This window comes from Pseudomonas sp. BRM28 (genome assembly GCF_002939405.1).
GTDB classification, from domain to species: Bacteria; Pseudomonadota; Gammaproteobacteria; order Pseudomonadales; family Pseudomonadaceae; genus Aquipseudomonas; species Aquipseudomonas palmensis.
Genome location: NZ_PEFV01000001.1, coordinates 4,072,307 through 4,087,361, shown reverse-complemented (window position 1 = coordinate 4,087,361; position 15,055 = coordinate 4,072,307). Strand labels below are relative to the sequence as shown.

At 63.7% G+C, this 15,055-nt stretch carries 12 protein-coding genes and 1 pseudogene; 3 read left to right on the top strand and 10 right to left on the bottom strand.

Translation table 11 applies throughout. The annotated features are described in order from the left end of the window. The 6 genes from CR917_RS19235 to trxA all read right to left on the bottom strand — a co-directional run bounded on the left by CR917_RS19235 (window position 1) and on the right by trxA (window position 6,000). Window positions 1-642, bottom strand: coding sequence for an energy transducer TonB (locus tag CR917_RS19235; protein ID WP_104572810.1), 642 nt, complete (start codon window positions 640-642; stop codon window positions 1-3). Window positions 643-693: 51 nt separating this feature from the next. Beyond that, on the bottom strand, window positions 694-1,344 hold the full coding sequence (locus CR917_RS19230) for a gamma-glutamylcyclotransferase (RefSeq protein ID WP_043863394.1): 651 nt from the start codon (window positions 1,342-1,344) through the stop codon (window positions 694-696). 276 nt (window positions 1,345-1,620) lie between these two features. Beyond that, complete coding sequence (locus tag CR917_RS19225; protein WP_043863393.1) at window positions 1,621-2,589, bottom strand: CDP-6-deoxy-delta-3,4-glucoseen reductase; 969 nt, start codon at window positions 2,587-2,589, stop codon at window positions 1,621-1,623. Continuing rightward, complete coding sequence (gene ubiD / locus CR917_RS19220) at window positions 2,589-4,055, bottom strand: 4-hydroxy-3-polyprenylbenzoate decarboxylase (protein WP_054915496.1); 1,467 nt, start codon at window positions 4,053-4,055, stop codon at window positions 2,589-2,591. Before ubiD ends, CR917_RS19225 begins: the two co-directional genes overlap by 1 nt. A 125-nt stretch (window positions 4,056-4,180) precedes the next feature. Then, window positions 4,181-5,440 (bottom strand): transcription termination factor Rho, encoded by a 1,260-nt coding sequence (rho, locus tag CR917_RS19215; RefSeq protein ID WP_043863391.1) that lies wholly within the window; start codon window positions 5,438-5,440, stop codon window positions 4,181-4,183. A gap of 230 nt (window positions 5,441-5,670) precedes the next feature. Continuing rightward, a complete protein-coding gene (trxA, locus tag CR917_RS19210; protein WP_043863390.1) occupies window positions 5,671-6,000 on the bottom strand; it encodes a thioredoxin TrxA in 330 nt (109 codons plus the stop codon). A 240-nt stretch (window positions 6,001-6,240) separates the two neighbouring features. Here trxA and ppx point away from each other — a divergent pair, with 240 nt between their 5' ends. Beyond that, the gene (ppx, locus tag CR917_RS19205; protein ID WP_104572809.1) at window positions 6,241-7,743 is read left to right on the top strand and encodes an exopolyphosphatase; all 1,503 of its coding nucleotides are present in this window, start codon (window positions 6,241-6,243) and stop codon (window positions 7,741-7,743) included. On the opposite strand, the gene ppk1 is transcribed toward ppx, so the two are convergent. Both ppk1 and hemB read right to left on the bottom strand, forming a co-directional pair. After that, window positions 7,730-9,964, bottom strand: a complete 2,235-nt coding sequence (ppk1, locus tag CR917_RS19200) for a polyphosphate kinase 1 (RefSeq protein WP_043863388.1) — start codon at window positions 9,962-9,964, stop codon at window positions 7,730-7,732. The two genes, ppx and ppk1, sit on opposite strands and share 14 nt — an antisense overlap. 19 nt (window positions 9,965-9,983) lie before the next feature. Then, the gene (hemB, locus tag CR917_RS19195; protein ID WP_043863387.1) at window positions 9,984-10,994 is read right to left on the bottom strand and encodes a porphobilinogen synthase; all 1,011 of its coding nucleotides are present in this window, start codon (window positions 10,992-10,994) and stop codon (window positions 9,984-9,986) included. Between the two features lie 207 nt (window positions 10,995-11,201). Here hemB and CR917_RS19190 point away from each other — a divergent pair, with 207 nt between their 5' ends. Both CR917_RS19190 and elbB read left to right on the top strand, forming a co-directional pair. Then, window positions 11,202-11,843 carry a DedA family protein gene (locus CR917_RS19190; protein WP_088514618.1) on the top strand — a complete coding sequence of 214 codons (642 nt, stop codon included), beginning with the start codon at window positions 11,202-11,204 and terminating at the stop codon, window positions 11,841-11,843. A 116-nt stretch (window positions 11,844-11,959) separates the two neighbouring features. Beyond that, entirely contained in the window at window positions 11,960-12,628 is a 669-nt protein-coding gene (gene elbB, locus CR917_RS19185) for an isoprenoid biosynthesis glyoxalase ElbB (RefSeq protein WP_043863385.1), read from the top strand. A gap of 4 nt (window positions 12,629-12,632) precedes the next feature. On the opposite strand, the gene CR917_RS19180 is transcribed toward elbB, so the two are convergent. Together CR917_RS19180 and CR917_RS19175 are read right to left on the bottom strand one after the other, a co-directional pair. Next, on the bottom strand, window positions 12,633-13,094 hold the full coding sequence (locus tag CR917_RS19180) for a YaiI/YqxD family protein (protein ID WP_043863384.1): 462 nt from the start codon (window positions 13,092-13,094) through the stop codon (window positions 12,633-12,635). Between the two features lie 98 nt (window positions 13,095-13,192). Beyond that, window positions 13,193-14,710: pseudogene (locus CR917_RS19175) on the bottom strand (FTR1 family protein); the annotation flags it as partial. Window positions 14,711-15,055 lie beyond the last annotated feature (345 nt).

The window sequence follows — 15,055 nt, the reverse complement described above, 5'->3', positions numbered from 1 at the left end:
TCACAGCTGCTTGAGCGCAAGGTCACGCAGTTGCTGCGGCCAGGCGTCGATGAACATCAGGTCGGGCTGCCCGGCGCAGCGCCGCTCGATAGACGGCAGCGCTGCCTCGAACGCCTGCTGCGCCTGCTTGAACTGCAGCAGGGTGGGCGATGCGGGTGACGTCCTGGCCAGCAAGCCGATGGACGTGGCCACGCTGTCCATCTGCCACAGCGGCTGATGCGAGCGGATCTGACGGTAGGTGGTCAGGTAATAGTTGAACAGCTTGCACTGCAGCTGCGGCAACGCGGCCTGGGCATCCAGGGTCATCGCCATGGACTGCTCATCCATGCGAAAGAGCAGGCTCTGCACCACATCGGTTTTCACCGGCTCGCCCGCGGCCACCGTCCAGGGTTCGAACCGCACCTTTGCGATGGCCGCTTCTGCAGACGCACTGAACAACGCATGATCACTGTGCTTGACGGTTACATGGCTGACCGAGCCATCGCGCGAATCGACCTGGTAGCCGATGCGCACAGCGCCCTCCAGGCTCACCAGCCTCATGGCCCTCGGGTATACCGGGGCCGGGGGCAGCGCGAACGTGGGCACATGCTCGGCCTGCACGGCGCAGCACCAGCACAACAGTATTCCAAGCCAGCGTTTCATCCCTGATTCCCAACACGTCCATTGATAAGGGGCGCGATGGTACCGCAGGCTTCACGCCTTGTCCGCCGAATGACAACGCTTGAAGCGTGCCTCCAGGTTGCGGTCGGGCATGGCATGGGTGCGCAGCGCCGAAAGGGTCTGCTCGACATAGTCGCGGGTGGTGCCGTAGCGGCCCTTGGCGCTGGCCAGGATATGGCTGAGCAAGGTGTCGGGCAGGTTGCCGGCATAGCACGGCAGGTGCCGCTCCAGCACGAAGCCCAGTGCCTGCACCTTGCTGCCGTCCTCGAGGCGGCAGTTGAGCCAGTGCGGACGGTACGCCGGGTACGGCATCTCGCGCTGCCACAGCGCCAGCAATGAATCCTCCAGGCGCTCTTCGGGCAGCCGATAGGCAAAGCCGCTGCACGAGCCACCACGGTCCAGACCGAACACCAGCCCCGGGCACTCCGGAGTGCCGCGGTGCTCGTGGGACCACAGGTACAGGCCGCGATGATAGCCATGCACGCGTGCCCGCCGGCGCTCGGCCGCGCTGCATTCCGGTCGCCAGATCAGCGAGCCATAGGCAAACAGCCAGACCGGGCCGCCCTGATGGCGGGACATGGTGTGATCAACCGATTGTCGAAGTTGCTCGTGGGTCAGTTGCTGACCGAAGTCGAGCACCGGAGGGTACGCCAAACTCGAGGGTGCAGTTTCAATTGCCGACATGATCGCCGCCAGAATTCCTCGTGAACTACTGAAGTGGCCCACTGTAAAGTCATTGCAATAACAATACATCGACCGTACGGCAGATGGCCGCTCGAATACAAGCCCCCGTTGCAAACAAAGCCCCCAGCACCGGGGCTTTCAGGCCTGCTGTTTCAAGTGTAGTAATAGTTTTTGGCGGTGCTTGCAATAATTAACGCGGCCAGCACTTATAACCAACGAGGCACAATCGGGTTATTTGAATCGGCGCGTTATTGCAACGCGCCGTTATTACCTAAGTTAGCCGCGCGGGGCATAAGCGAATACATCGGCGCGCATCTGGTGTGCGTCCATGCCAGCGTCCACCAGGGCATCGAGGGTGGCGTAGATCATGGTGGGCGAGCCACTGGCATACACGTGCACGCCCGCAAGGTCGGCAATGTCTTCGCACACGGCCTCGTGCAGCAGTCCGCAGCGCCCCTCCCAGCCGCACAGGTCGCTCACTACCTTGTGCAGGAACAGGTTGGGCAGCGTTGCCCACTCGTCCCAGTGCTCGATCTGATAGAAGTCTTCCGGGCGGCGCACTCCCCAGTACAGGTGCACCGGGTGCTTGAAGCCGCTGGCCCGGCAATGTTCGATCAGGCTGTGCATCTGCGCCATGCCGGTACCGGCAGCAATCAGTACCAGCGGCCCGTCCGGCAGTTCGGCCAGGTGCGTGTCGCCAAACGGCAGCTCCACCCGCGCCATGCGGTTGCGCTGCAACTGTGCGATCAGTTCCAGTGCACTGCTCTCGCGGGCCAGCACGTGCAGCTCCAGGTCACGCCCGCTGTGTGGCGCCGAGGCCAGCGAGAACGCGGCCTTGTCGCCAGCTTCGCGCTCGATCATCAGGTACTGCCCGGCGTGGTAGCGCGGCGGCTTGCCGGCCGGCGCGCGCAGACGCACGCGCCACACGTCGCCGCCCACCTCGACACATTCGCTCAACTGGCAGGCCAGCTTGCGCACCGGCAGCTCGCCCAGGGCCAACACGCCATCCCACAGCAACACGCAATCCTCCAGCGGCTCGGCGATGCAGGTGTACAGCTCGCCATGGTCCTTCACCTCGCCATCCTGGCGCACACGGCCTTCCACCAGCAGTGCCGCGCACACATGGCAATTGCCATTGCGGCAGCTCTGCGGGCAGTCATAGCCCAGACGACGGGCCCCATCCAGTATGCGCTCACCAGGGTTCAGTGCCAGCACCGCCCCGGAGGGCTGCAAGGTAACCTGCATCAGTCTATTCCCAACTGTGTCCACAGCTCATCGATGCGTCGGGTGACGGCCTCGTCCTTGACGATGACACGCCCCCACTCGCGGGTGGTTTCGCCCGGCCACTTGTGGGTGGCATCCAGGCCCATCTTCGAGCCCAGGCCGGAAACCGGCGAGGCGAAGTCCAGGTAGTCGATCGGCGTGTTGTCGATCATCACGGTATCGCGCTTGGGGTCCATGCGCGTGGTGATGGCCCAGATCACGTCGTTCCAGTCCCGCGCGTTGATGTCGTCGTCGGTGACGATCACGAACTTGGTGTACATGAACTGGCGCAGGAACGACCACACCCCCAGCATCACGCGCTTGGCGTGCCCTGGGTACTGTTTTTTCATGGTGACCACCGCCATGCGGTACGAGCAGCCTTCAGGCGGCAGGTAGAAGTCGGTGATCTCGGGGAACTGCTTCTGCAGGATCGGCACGAACACTTCATTCAACGCCACGCCCAGAATCGCCGGCTCGTCAGGCGGACGCCCGGTGTAGGTGCTGTGATAGATCGGCTTGGTGCGGTGGGTGATGCGCTCCACGGTGAACACCGGGAAGCTGTCGACCTCGTTGTAGTAGCCGGTGTGATCGCCATACGGGCCCTCGGGCGCCATCTCGCCGGGGTGGATCACGCCTTCGAGGATGATCTCGGCGGTGGCGGGCACCTGCAGGTCATTGCCGCGGCACTTGACCAGCTCGGTACGGTTGCCGCGCAGCAGGCCGGCGAAGGCGTACTCGGACAGGCTGTCGGGCACCGGGGTCACCGCGCCGAGGATGGTCGCCGGGTCGGCGCCCAGTGCCACGGCCACCGGGAACGGCTGGCCAGGGTGCTTCTCGCACCACTCGCGGTAGTCCAGCGCGCCGCCACGGTGGCTCAGCCAGCGCATGATGACCTTGTTGCGGGCGATGACCTGCTGGCGATAGATGCCCAGGTTCTGGCGGTCCTTGTTCGGACCTCGGGTCACGGTCAGGCCCCAGGTGATCAGCGGCGCCACGTCGCCCGGCCAGCAGTGCTGGATCGGCAGCGCGCCAAGATCGACGTCGTCCCCCTCGATCACCACGTCGTGGCAGGGCGCATCCTTGACCACCTTGGGCGCCATCGAGATGACCTTCTTGAAGATCGGCAGCTTCGACCAGGCGTCCTTCAGCCCCTTGGGCGGCTCGGGCTCCTTGAGGAAGGCCAGCAGCTTGCCGATCTCGCGCAGTTCGCTGACCGACTCGGCGCCCATGCCCATGGCCACGCGCTCCGGGGTTCCGAACAGGTTTCCCAGCACCGGGATGTCGTAACCGGTAGGGTTCTCGAACAGCAACGCCGGGCCCTTGGCACGCAGGGTGCGGTCGCAGACCTCGGTCATTTCCAGGATCGGGGAGATGGGGACCTGAATGCGCTTGAGTTCGCCGCGCTGTTCCAGGCCGCGGATAAAGTCGCGCAAATCGCGATACTGCATGCGGGAGCCTCGTGTTCGCCGTAGCGGTCGGGGTGCAAAGTGTAGCGCCGAACCCCGCCCGCCAGAATAGACAATGTACAGATAGCAAAAAGCCGGGTTTCCCCGGCTCTTGCGTACCGCCCGTGTTACTTGCGCTTCATCGACAGGAAGAACTCGTCGTTGGTCTTGGTCTGCTTGAGCTTGTCGACCAGGAACTCGATGGCAGCGATCTCGTCCATCGGGTGCAGCAGCTTGCGCAGGATCCACATGCGCTGCAGCTCGTCGTCGGCGGTCAGCAGCTCTTCGCGACGGGTACCCGAACGGTTGATGTTGATGGCCGGGAACACGCGCTTCTCGGCAATGCGACGGTCCAGGGGCAGTTCCATGTTGCCGGTACCCTTGAACTCTTCGTAGATCACTTCGTCCATCTTCGAGCCGGTCTCGACCAGCGCGGTGGCGATGATGGTCAGCGAACCGCCTTCCTCGATGTTACGTGCAGCACCGAAGAAACGCTTCGGCTTCTCCAGGGCGTGGGCGTCGACACCACCGGTCAGCACCTTGCCGGAGCTCGGGATCACGGTGTTGTAGGCACGGGCCAGACGGGTGATCGAGTCGAGCAGGATGACCACGTCCTTCTTGTGCTCGACCAGTCGCTTGGCCTTCTCGATGACCATCTCGGCCACTTGCACGTGACGGGTTGGCGGCTCGTCGAAGGTGGAGGCGACCACTTCGCCGCGCACGGTGCGCTGCATCTCGGTCACTTCTTCCGGGCGCTCGTCGATCAACAGCACGATCAGGTGGCACTCGGGGTTGTTGCGGGTGATGTTGGCCGCGATGTTCTGCAGCATGATGGTCTTGCCCGCTTTCGGCGGGGCGACGATCAGGCCGCGCTGGCCCTTGCCGATCGGCGCGCACAGGTCGATGACGCGACCGGTGAGGTCTTCGGTGGAACCGTTGCCGGCTTCCATCTTCAGGCGCTTGTTCGGGAACAACGGCGTCAGGTTTTCGAAGAGGATCTTGTTCTTCGCGTTTTCCGGACGGTCGTAGTTGATGGTGTCGACCTTGAGCAGCGCGAAGTAGCGCTCGCCTTCTTTGGGCGGGCGGATCTTGCCGACGATGGTGTCACCGGTACGCAGGTTGAAGCGACGAATCTGGCTGGGCGAGACATAGATGTCGTCCGGGCCGGCCAGGTACGAAGCGTCAGCCGAACGCAGGAAGCCGAAACCGTCCTGGAGAATCTCCAGCACGCCGTCACCGGAGATTTCCTCGCCGCTTTTCGCGTGCTTTTTCAACAGGGAGAAAATCACGTCCTGCTTGCGCGAACGGGCCATATTTTCTATGCCCATCTGTTCGGCCAATTCGAGCAGATCGGTAATCGGCTTTTGCTTGAGTTCAGTCAGATTCATAAGGGGAATGACGTAATCATGTAAGAAGGGGGAATTAAGCTTCTGGCTTAATGAAGCCGCGCCGCAGAGAAGGCGACAGGATCGCGTACTAATTCGAATTGAGGTGCGTCGGCGACGGCGTGCAGGGGGCACTGAAAGAAACAGTGCGAGGCCGAATGTATCACTTGCATTTTCTGGCGTCTAGTCACCAGACAGAGAAAAGCCCCGACGAATGCGGGGCTTTTTTCGACTCAGATATTGGCGTCGAGGAACGCCTGCAGCTGAGACTTGGACAATGCGCCGACCTTGGTCGCCTCGACATTGCCGTTCTTGAACAGCATCAGCGTCGGGATGCCACGCACGCCGTGCTTGGCTGGGGTTTCCTGGTTTTCGTCGATGTTCAGCTTGGCGACGGTCAGTTTGCCCTCGTAGGTAGCGGCGATGTCGTCCAGAACCGGAGCGATCATTTTGCATGGGCCGCACCATTCAGCCCAGTAGTCGACCAGCACCGGACCTTCAGCCTTGAGCACGTCGGCTTCGAAGGTGGCGTCGGTGACGTGTTTGATAAGATCGCTGCTCATGGAAGTCTCCAAGGTCGTAAGCAAAAAAACGTGGCCCATCATAGCCGCCATCGCCGTAGACAGGAAGCCACGCGCGATTGACTGTAACTATAGTTGTGCGAGACGTTGCATATCGACTGTCACACAAAAGTCATAAAAAAGACTCGCAACTGCGTCAGGTCAAGCCTTGCCACACTGCGCGTTGGCGTCGGCGGCGGATCGTGGCACGATTGCCGGGTTATCGACCGAGAACCCATCACCATGCCGCAAAACCCAGCCAAGAATCTGTCCCTGATAGCCGCCATCGACCTGGGCTCCAACAGTTTTCACATGGTCGTGGCCAAGGCCCACCACAACGACATTCGCATCCTGGAGCGGTTGGGGGAAAAGGTTCAGCTGGCCGCCGGCATCGACGAAGAGCGCCAGCTCAGCGAAGAGTCCATGCAACGCGGGCTCGACTGCCTCAAGCGCTTCGCCCAGCTGATCAACGGCATGCCTGACGGCGCGGTGCGCATCGTCGGCACCAACGCCTTGCGCGAAGCGCGCAACCGCGGCGAATTCATCCGCCGCGCCGAAGCCATTCTCGGACACCCGGTGGAGGTGATTTCCGGCCGTGAAGAAGCACGCCTGATCTACCTGGGCGTCTCCCATACCCTGGCCGACACCCCCGGCAAGCGCCTGGTGGCCGACATCGGCGGCGGCAGTACCGAATTCATCATCGGCCAGCGCTTCGAGCCCCTGCTGCGCGAAAGCCTGCAGATGGGCTGCGTGAGCTTCACCCAGCGTTACTTTCGCGACGGCAAGATCACCCCGGCGCGCTATGCCCAGGCCTACACCGCCGCGCGCCTGGAGCTGATGAGCATCGAGAATGCCCTGCACCGCCTGACCTGGGATGAAGCCATCGGCTCCTCGGGCACCATCCGCGCCATCGGCCTGGCCCTGAAGGCCGGCGGCATGGGCAACGGCGAGGTCAACGCCGAAGGTCTGGCCTGGCTCAAGCGCAAACTGTTCAAGCTGGGCGATACCGACAAGGTCGATTTCGAAGGGGTCAAGCCCGACCGGCGCACCATCTTCCCGGCGGGCCTGGCGATCCTGGAGGCGATCTTCGACGCGCTGGAACTGCAACGCATGGACCACTGCGAAGGTGCCCTGCGCGAAGGCGTGCTGTACGACCTGCTGGGCCGCCACCACCACGAAGACGTGCGCGAACGCACCCTGACCTCGCTGATGGAGCGCTACCACGTCGACCAGGGGCAGGCGGCACGGGTCGAGCGCAAGGCGCTGCATGCCTTCGACCAGGTGGCCAAGGCGTGGGATCTTGAAGACGGGATCTGGCGCGAACTGCTGGGCTGGGCGGCCAAGGTGCACGAAGTGGGCCTGGACATCGCCCACTATCATTACCACAAGCACGGCGCCTACCTGATCGAGCACTCCGACCTGGCCGGCTTCTCCCGTGAAGACCAGCAGATGCTGGCACTGCTGGTGCGCGGGCACCGGCGCAACATCCCCAAGGACAAGTTCGCCGAATTCGGCGACGACGGCGTGAAGCTGATTCGTCTGTGCGTGCTGCTGCGCTTCGCGATCCTGTTCCACCACATCCGCGGTACCCAGCAGATGCCGACGGTCAAGCTGCATGCCGCCGGCCAGAGCCTGGATGTGGAGTTCCCGGCCGGCTGGCTGGAACAGAACCAGCTGACCCAGGCCGATTTCGGCCTGGAAGCCGAATGGCTGGCCCGGGTCGGCTTTACCCTCAGCGTACGATAAGCACCGGGTTGCTCAGGCGCTCGAGCAGAGTGGCCTGGGCACTGCGCGGGTTCTGGTTGCCGGTCGGCGTGCTGCGCACATAGCGGCCGTCCGACTGCAGCAGCCACGCGTGGGTGTTGTCGGTCAGGTACCCCTCCAGCTCCTTCTTCACCCGCAGGATCAGCTTCTTGCCCTCCACCGGGAAGCAGGTCTCGACACGCTTGTCGAGGTTGCGCTCCATCCAGTCGGCACTGGAAAGGAACATCTGCTCTTCCCCGCCATTGAGGAAGTAGAACGCCCGGGTGTGTTCCAGGAAACGCCCGATGATCGAGCGCACGTGGATGTTGTGCGAAACGCCCGGAATGCCCGGACGCAGGCAGCACATGCCACGCACCACCAGGTCGATGCGCACGCCCGACTGGCTGGCCTTGTACAACGCCTTGATGATCTTGGGGTCGGTCAGCGAGTTGAACTTGGCGATGATGTGCGCCGGCTTGCCTTCCAGGGCGAACTGGGTCTCGCGCGCGATCATGTCGAGCATGCCCTTCTTGAGGGTGAACGGCGCGTGCAGCAGCTTCTTCATGCGCAGGGTCTTGCCCATGCCGATCAGCTGGCTGAACAGCTTGCCGACGTCCTCGCACAAGGCGTCGTCGGAGGTCAGCAGGCTGTAGTCGGTGTACAGGCGGGCGTTGCCGGCGTGGTAGTTGCCGGTACCCAGGTGCGCATAACGCACGATCTCGCCGGCCTCGCGCCGCAGAATCAGCATCATCTTGGCGTGGGTCTTGAACCCGACCACGCCATAGATCACCACCGCACCCGCCGCTTGCAGGCGGCTGGCCATCTGCAGGTTGGACTCTTCGTCGAAACGCGCGCGCAGTTCGATCACTGCGGTGACCTCCTTGCCGTTACGCGCCGCATCCACCAGCGCGTCGACGATCTCGGAGTTGGCGCCGCTGCGGTACAGGGTCTGGCGCACGGCCAGCACGTGCGGGTCTTTCGCCGCCTGACGCAGCAGGTCGACCACCGGGGTGAACGACTCGAAGGGGTGCATCAGCAGGATGTCCTGCTTGCTGATGACACTGAAAATGTTCTCGCTGTTCTGCAACAGCTTGGGAATTGCCGGGGTGAACGGCGTGTACTGCAGCTCCGGGTGGCTGTCCAGGCTGGTGATGCTGAACAGGCGCGTGAGGTTGACCGGGCCATTGACCTGGTACACCTCGTGCTCGCTCAGGCTGAACTGCTTGAGCAGGTAGTCGGACAGGTGCTTGGGACAGGTATCGGCCACTTCCAGGCGCACCGCATCGCCATAGCGACGCGAGAACAGCTCGCCACGCAGGGCGCGGGCCAGGTCTTCGACGTCCTCGGAGTCCAGCGCCAGGTCGGCGTTGCGGGTCAGACGGAACTGGTAGCAGCCCTTGACCTTCATGCCCTGGAACAGGTCGTCGGCGTGCGCATGGATCATCGACGACAGGAACACGTAGTTGTCGCCGGGGCCACCGACGTCTTCCGGCACCTTGATCACCCGCGGTAGCAGACGCGGCGCCGGAATGATCGCCAGGCCCGAATCACGGCCGAACGCATCGATGCCTTCGAGCTCGACGATGAAGTTCAGGCTCTTGTTCACTAGCAGCGGGAACGGGTGGGTCGGGTCCAGGCCGATCGGGGTAATGATCGGCGCGATCTCATCGCGGAAGTAGCGGCGCACCCAGGTCTTGAGCTTGGTGGTCCAGTGACGCCGGCGGATGAAGCGGATCTGGTGCTTTTCCAGCTCCGGCAGCAGCACGTCGTTGAGGATCGCGTACTGGCGGTCCACTTCGCTGTGCACCAGCTCGCTGATGCGCGCCAGCGCCTGGTGCGGCTGCAGGCCGTCGGCGCCGGCCTGCTCGCGAGCGAAGGTGATCTGCTTCTTCAGGCCCGCCACACGAATTTCGAAGAACTCATCCAGGTTGCTGGAAAAGATCAGCAGGAACTTCAGTCGCTCCAGCAGCGGGTAGGACTCGTCCAGCGCCTGCTCCAGCACGCGGATGTTGAACTGCAGCTGGGACAATTCGCGATGGATGTACAGGCTGCTGTCGTCCAGGCCCGGCACGGCAATCGCCGGCACCGCCGGGGCCGGAGCCACCACGGGCGCCTCGGCTTCGACCACCGGCGCGGGCTCGAGGTCCGGCGGGGTTTCGACCAGTTGCTCGGGCACCGGCTGGGCATCCTTCACTTCGACTTCGGTAAGTGCTTCGTTATTCATCTAGCGTTCCTGAAGGGCGTTACTGCCCTCTCATCAATTGTGCGGCGCGAACAGCGAAATAGGTCAGGATGCCGTCGGCGCCCGCTCGTTTGAAAGCGGTGAGGGATTCGAGGATAACCCCTTCCGAGAGCCAGCCGTTCTGGATCGCGGCCATGTGCATCGCGTACTCGCCACTGACCTGGTAGACGAAGGTCGGCACCTTGAACTCGTCCTTGACCCGCGCAAGGATATCCAGATACGGCATGCCTGGCTTGACCATTACCATGTCGGCGCCTTCGGACAGGTCGGCGGCCACTTCATGCAGGGCCTCGTTGGTGTTGGCCGGGTCCATCTGGTACGAGGCCTTGTTGGCCTTGCCCAGGTTCAGCGCCGAGCCGACCGCGTCGCGGAACGGGCCGTAGTAGGCGCTGGCATACTTGGCCGAGTAGGCCATGATGCGCACGTTGACATGACCGGCCAGCTCCAGGGCTTCACGGATCGCCTGGATCCGCCCGTCCATCATGTCCGACGGGGCCACCACCTGGGCGCCGGCCTCGGCATGCGACAGCGCCTGGCGCACCAGGGCGTCGACGGTGATGTCGTTCTGGACGTAGCCTTCCTCGTCGAGGATACCGTCCTGGCCGTGGGTGGTGAACGGGTCCAGTGCCACGTCGGTGATCACCCCCAGCTCCGGGAAGCGGTCGCGCAGGGCGCGGGTGGCGCGCTGGGCAATACCGTCCGGGTTGTAGGCTTCGGCGCCATCCAGCGACTTCCTGTCCAGCGGGGTCACCGGGAACAGGGCCAGCGCCGGAATACCCAGCTTCACCCACTCCTCGGCGGCCTGCAGCAGCAGGTCGATGCTCAGGCGCTCCACGCCCGGCATCGAGGCGACTTCCTCGCGACGGTTTTCGCCGTCCAGCACGAACACCGGCAGGATCAGGTCGTCAACAGTCAGTGTGGTTTCGCGCACCAGGCGACGGGAAAAGTCGTCACGGCGGTTGCGACGCAGGCGAGTGGCAGGAAACAAACGGTTAGCGGGGGTAAAGCTCACGGCAGACTCCTGAGCCCGCGCAGGCGGGCGAGCGCGACAGTTATAAGCAGCCATTATGACGCCCGTATGACGACCTGAGGCAACCCTGCGACTTATGGACGCATTCATTCTCCTTGTAGGAAATGTTCACGTCGAGACACATTTGGACACTTTCCCTAAAGCCTCCCAGGGGGTAGGCTGCGCGTTCATTTCGCCAGCACCCAGAAAATGCTTGAACAATTCCTGCAGGATTTCGGCTATTTTGCCCTTTTTCTAGGCACCTTTTTTGAAGGTGAGACCATACTGGTTCTCGCCGGATTTCTTGCGTTCCGTGGCTACATGGATATCAACATGGTGGTGCTGGTTGCCTTCTTCGGCAGCTATGCCGGCGACCAGCTGTGGTACTTCATGGGGCGTCGTCACGGGCGCAAGCTGCTGGCGCGCAAGCCGCGCTGGCAGATGATGGGGGACCGTGCGCTGGAGCACATCCGCCGCCACCCCGACATCTGGGTGCTGAGTTTCCGTTTCGTCTACGGCCTGCGCACGGTGATGCCCGTTGCCATCGGCCTGTCCGGCTACCCGCCGCGCCGCTACCTGCTGCTCAACGGCATCGGTGCCGCAGTATGGGCACTGGCCCTGGGCGCGGCCGCCTACCACTTCGGCGCCATCCTCGAAGGGCTGCTGGGCAACGTGAAGAAGTACGAGCTGTGGGTACTCGGTGCCCTGGTGGTACTGGGCGCCCTGCTGTGGCTGCGCCGGCGCTTCAAGGCCGCCCGCATTGCCCGCCAGGAAGCCGCCGAGGCCCAGGCCGAACAGGCGCGGGCCCAGGCCCGGGAGCAGCACCCTGGCGAAGGTGGCGACCGGCCATAGGCCTGGCTGCTCGCTCTCACGACTGAACACTCCCCCTGCATTGCGATCTATGTAGAGAGCCTGGCGAGAATGGCCAAATCAGGGGACATTTAGCGCCTTGAACGGGAGTAGTGAGCATGACCAAGAAAAAAGTTGCGGTGATCCTTTCCGGTTGCGGTGTGTACGACGGTGCCGAAATTCACGAGAGCGTCATCACCCTGCTGCGCCTTGACCAGCGTGGCGCCCAGGTGCAGTGCTTTGCACCGAACATCGCGCAGATGCATGTGATCAACCACCTTACCGGCGAAGAGATGCCCGAAACGCGCAACGTGCTGGTGGAGTCGGCGCGCATTGCGCGCGGCGAGGTCAAGGACCTGCGTGAAGCGAATGCGGACGACTTCGACGCACTGATCGTGCCCGGTGGCTTCGGCGCTGCGAAAAACCTCTCCAACTTCGCCGTGGAAGGCGACAAATGCTCGGTCAACCCCGATGTGCTCGCACTGGCCGAAGCCTTCGCCGAAGCGGGCAAGCCGGTGGGCCTGATCTGCATTTCGCCGGCCCTGGCGGCCAAGATCTACGGGCCAGGCGTGGTCTGCACCATCGGCAACGATGCCGACACCAGCGCGGCCGTGGTCAAGATGGGCGGCACCCATGAAGAATGCGATGTGCACGACATCGTCGAAGACACTCAGCGCAAGCTGGTCAGCACCCCCGCCTACATGCTGGCGCAGAGCATTGGCGAGGCGGCGGGCGGGATCTACAAGCTGGTCGACCGGGTGCTGGAACTGACCCACGAGGCCGACTGAGGCATCACTGCGGGTAGGCGCGTGCCAACCGCGTGAGAATGCGGTCCAGCGCATTGGCGAAGGCCTGTTTCTCACGCTCGCCGTAGGGCGCCTGCCCACCACCGACCTGGCCCTGCTCGCGCAGGTCGGTGAACAGGTTGCGCACCGCCAGCCGCTCGCCCATGTTGCGCTCGTCGAATTCGCGGCCACGCGGATCGAGCGCGGCCACCCCCTTCTTGACCAGCCGATCGGCCAGCGGCACATCGCTGCAGATCACCAACTCGCCGGGCACGGCGTGTTCCACCAGGTAGTCGTCGGCAGCATCCGGCCCACTGGGCACCACGATGAGCCTGACGCAGGCAAAGGCCGGCTTGATCTGGCCCTGACCGGCGACCAGCACCACCTCGAACTGGCGCTTGAGGGCAAATTTGACCAGTTGGTCCTTGGCCGCCTTGGGGCAGGCATCGGCGTCGATCCAGACACGCATGGTTGGGTTATCCACCGCAAAGAGAACAAGGCGCACAGTATCCCTGCATTGGCGCGGCGTTGCAGCATTCGCCGACAAGCCAGCGCAGGGGCCCTCGATCAGTGCACCGAAACCCGCCGCCCTGCCAGCCAGCTGCGCCCGTACAACACTGCAATGGCCACCAGCGCCAACGCCTGCGCGGCCAGCGAATACGCATCGGCATGAATCCCCAGCCAGTCGAAGTCGAAGAACGCCACCGGCCGCGTACCGAACACCCCCGCCTCCTGCAACGCCTTCACCCCATGCCCGGCGAACACCACCGACAACGCGCACAGCAGCGCCGCGTTGATGCTGAAGAACAACGACAGCGGCAATTTCGCCGACCCGCGCAGAATCACCCACGCCAGCCCCACCAGCAGCACCAGCGCCGTCGCCCCGCCGGCCAGCACCGCATCGTGCGCCGCAGGCCCGGCCTGCAGCCACAGGGTTTCGTAGAACAGGATCACCTCGAACAGTTCGCGGTAAACCGAAAAGAACGCCAGCACGGCAAAGCCGAAGCGGCCGCCGCCCCCCACCAGGCTGCTTTTGATGTAGTCCTGCCAGGCCGCCGCATGGCGCCGGTCGTGCATCCATACCCCCAGCCACAGCACCATCACGCAGGCGAACAGGGCGGTGCAGCCCTCCAGCAGTTCACGCTGTGCGCCCCCCACGTCGATCACGTAGGCAGCCAGTGCCCAGGTGGCAAAGCCCGCCACCAACGCCAGCGCCCACCCCACGTTGACGCTGCGCACTGCCGACTGCTGCCCGGTATTGCGCAGGAAGGCCAGAATCGCCGCCAGCACCAGGATTGCCTCCAGCCCCTCGCGCAGCAGAATCAGCAGGCCGGAGATGAAGCTCAGCGACCAGCTCAGGCCATCGCCACCCAGCAGCTTGGCCGATGCTTCGAGCTCGGCCTTGGCCGCCGCCAGGCGTTGCGTCACCTGCTCCACCGGCAAGCCGTCCTGCAACCCCTGGCGGTAGGCCATCAGGGCCTTTTCGGTGTTCTTGCGCAGGTTGGCATCGACGTTGTCCAGGGCGCTTTCCACCAGCTCGAAGCCCTCCAGGTACGCCGCCACCGACAGGTCGTAGGCCTGCTCGTGGTCGCCGGCACGATAGGCGGCCAGGCTCTGTTCGAGGGTGGTGGCGGTGTAGTCGATCAGTTGGCCAGGGCCGCGTTGCGCCGCTGGCGGCTTGGCGCGCTGGGCACGAAAGGCGGCCGCCGCCTCGCCACCCTGGGAGTCACGCACCTGCGCCGGGGTGAGCTGCGCCAGCTCGGCCAGGCTGAAGCGCCGGTCGGCCTGCACAGCACCAGGCTCGGCGCTGAAGCCGGCAATGTAGCTGGCCACATCCCAGCGCTGGCGCTCGTCGAGCTGGTCGGCGAACGCCGGCATGTCGCTGCCCTCGATGCCCTGCTCCATCACCCGGTACAGCTCGGCCAGGCTCAGGGTGTCGAGCCGCGCCGCCTGGCGCAGATCGCCCGGCGGTGGTTCCAGCCCCAACCCCGCCGGCCCATCGCCGGCGCCGCCGTCACCGTGGCACACCGAACAGTGCTGGGCGTACAGCGGCGCACCGCGGGCCGGGTCCGGGGTAATCAGCGGCGCTAGCGGCGCGGCACTGCTCAAGGCACTGCCCAGGGCCAGCAGCGGCCCTAGCAGCCAGGCGAACACACGGGGGCGGGGCATCATGGGAGCCAATCTCGAACAGGAATGAGGAGGATTGCATTGTTCACTTCCACTTGCGCCGGCTCAAGCACCACCCGGAAGTTTCATGAAAAATTTTGAAACAAGTTTATCTCCTACCCCGGGAATCGACTTATTCCTACACCACACGGGAAATGTGACTACTGGCACATCCAAGAAAAAATGAAGCACAAGGCCATTAATTAGCCAGTCATTGCGTCTATAATGCCGCGCCTTTCGTTATAGCGAATGGAAATACAGGCT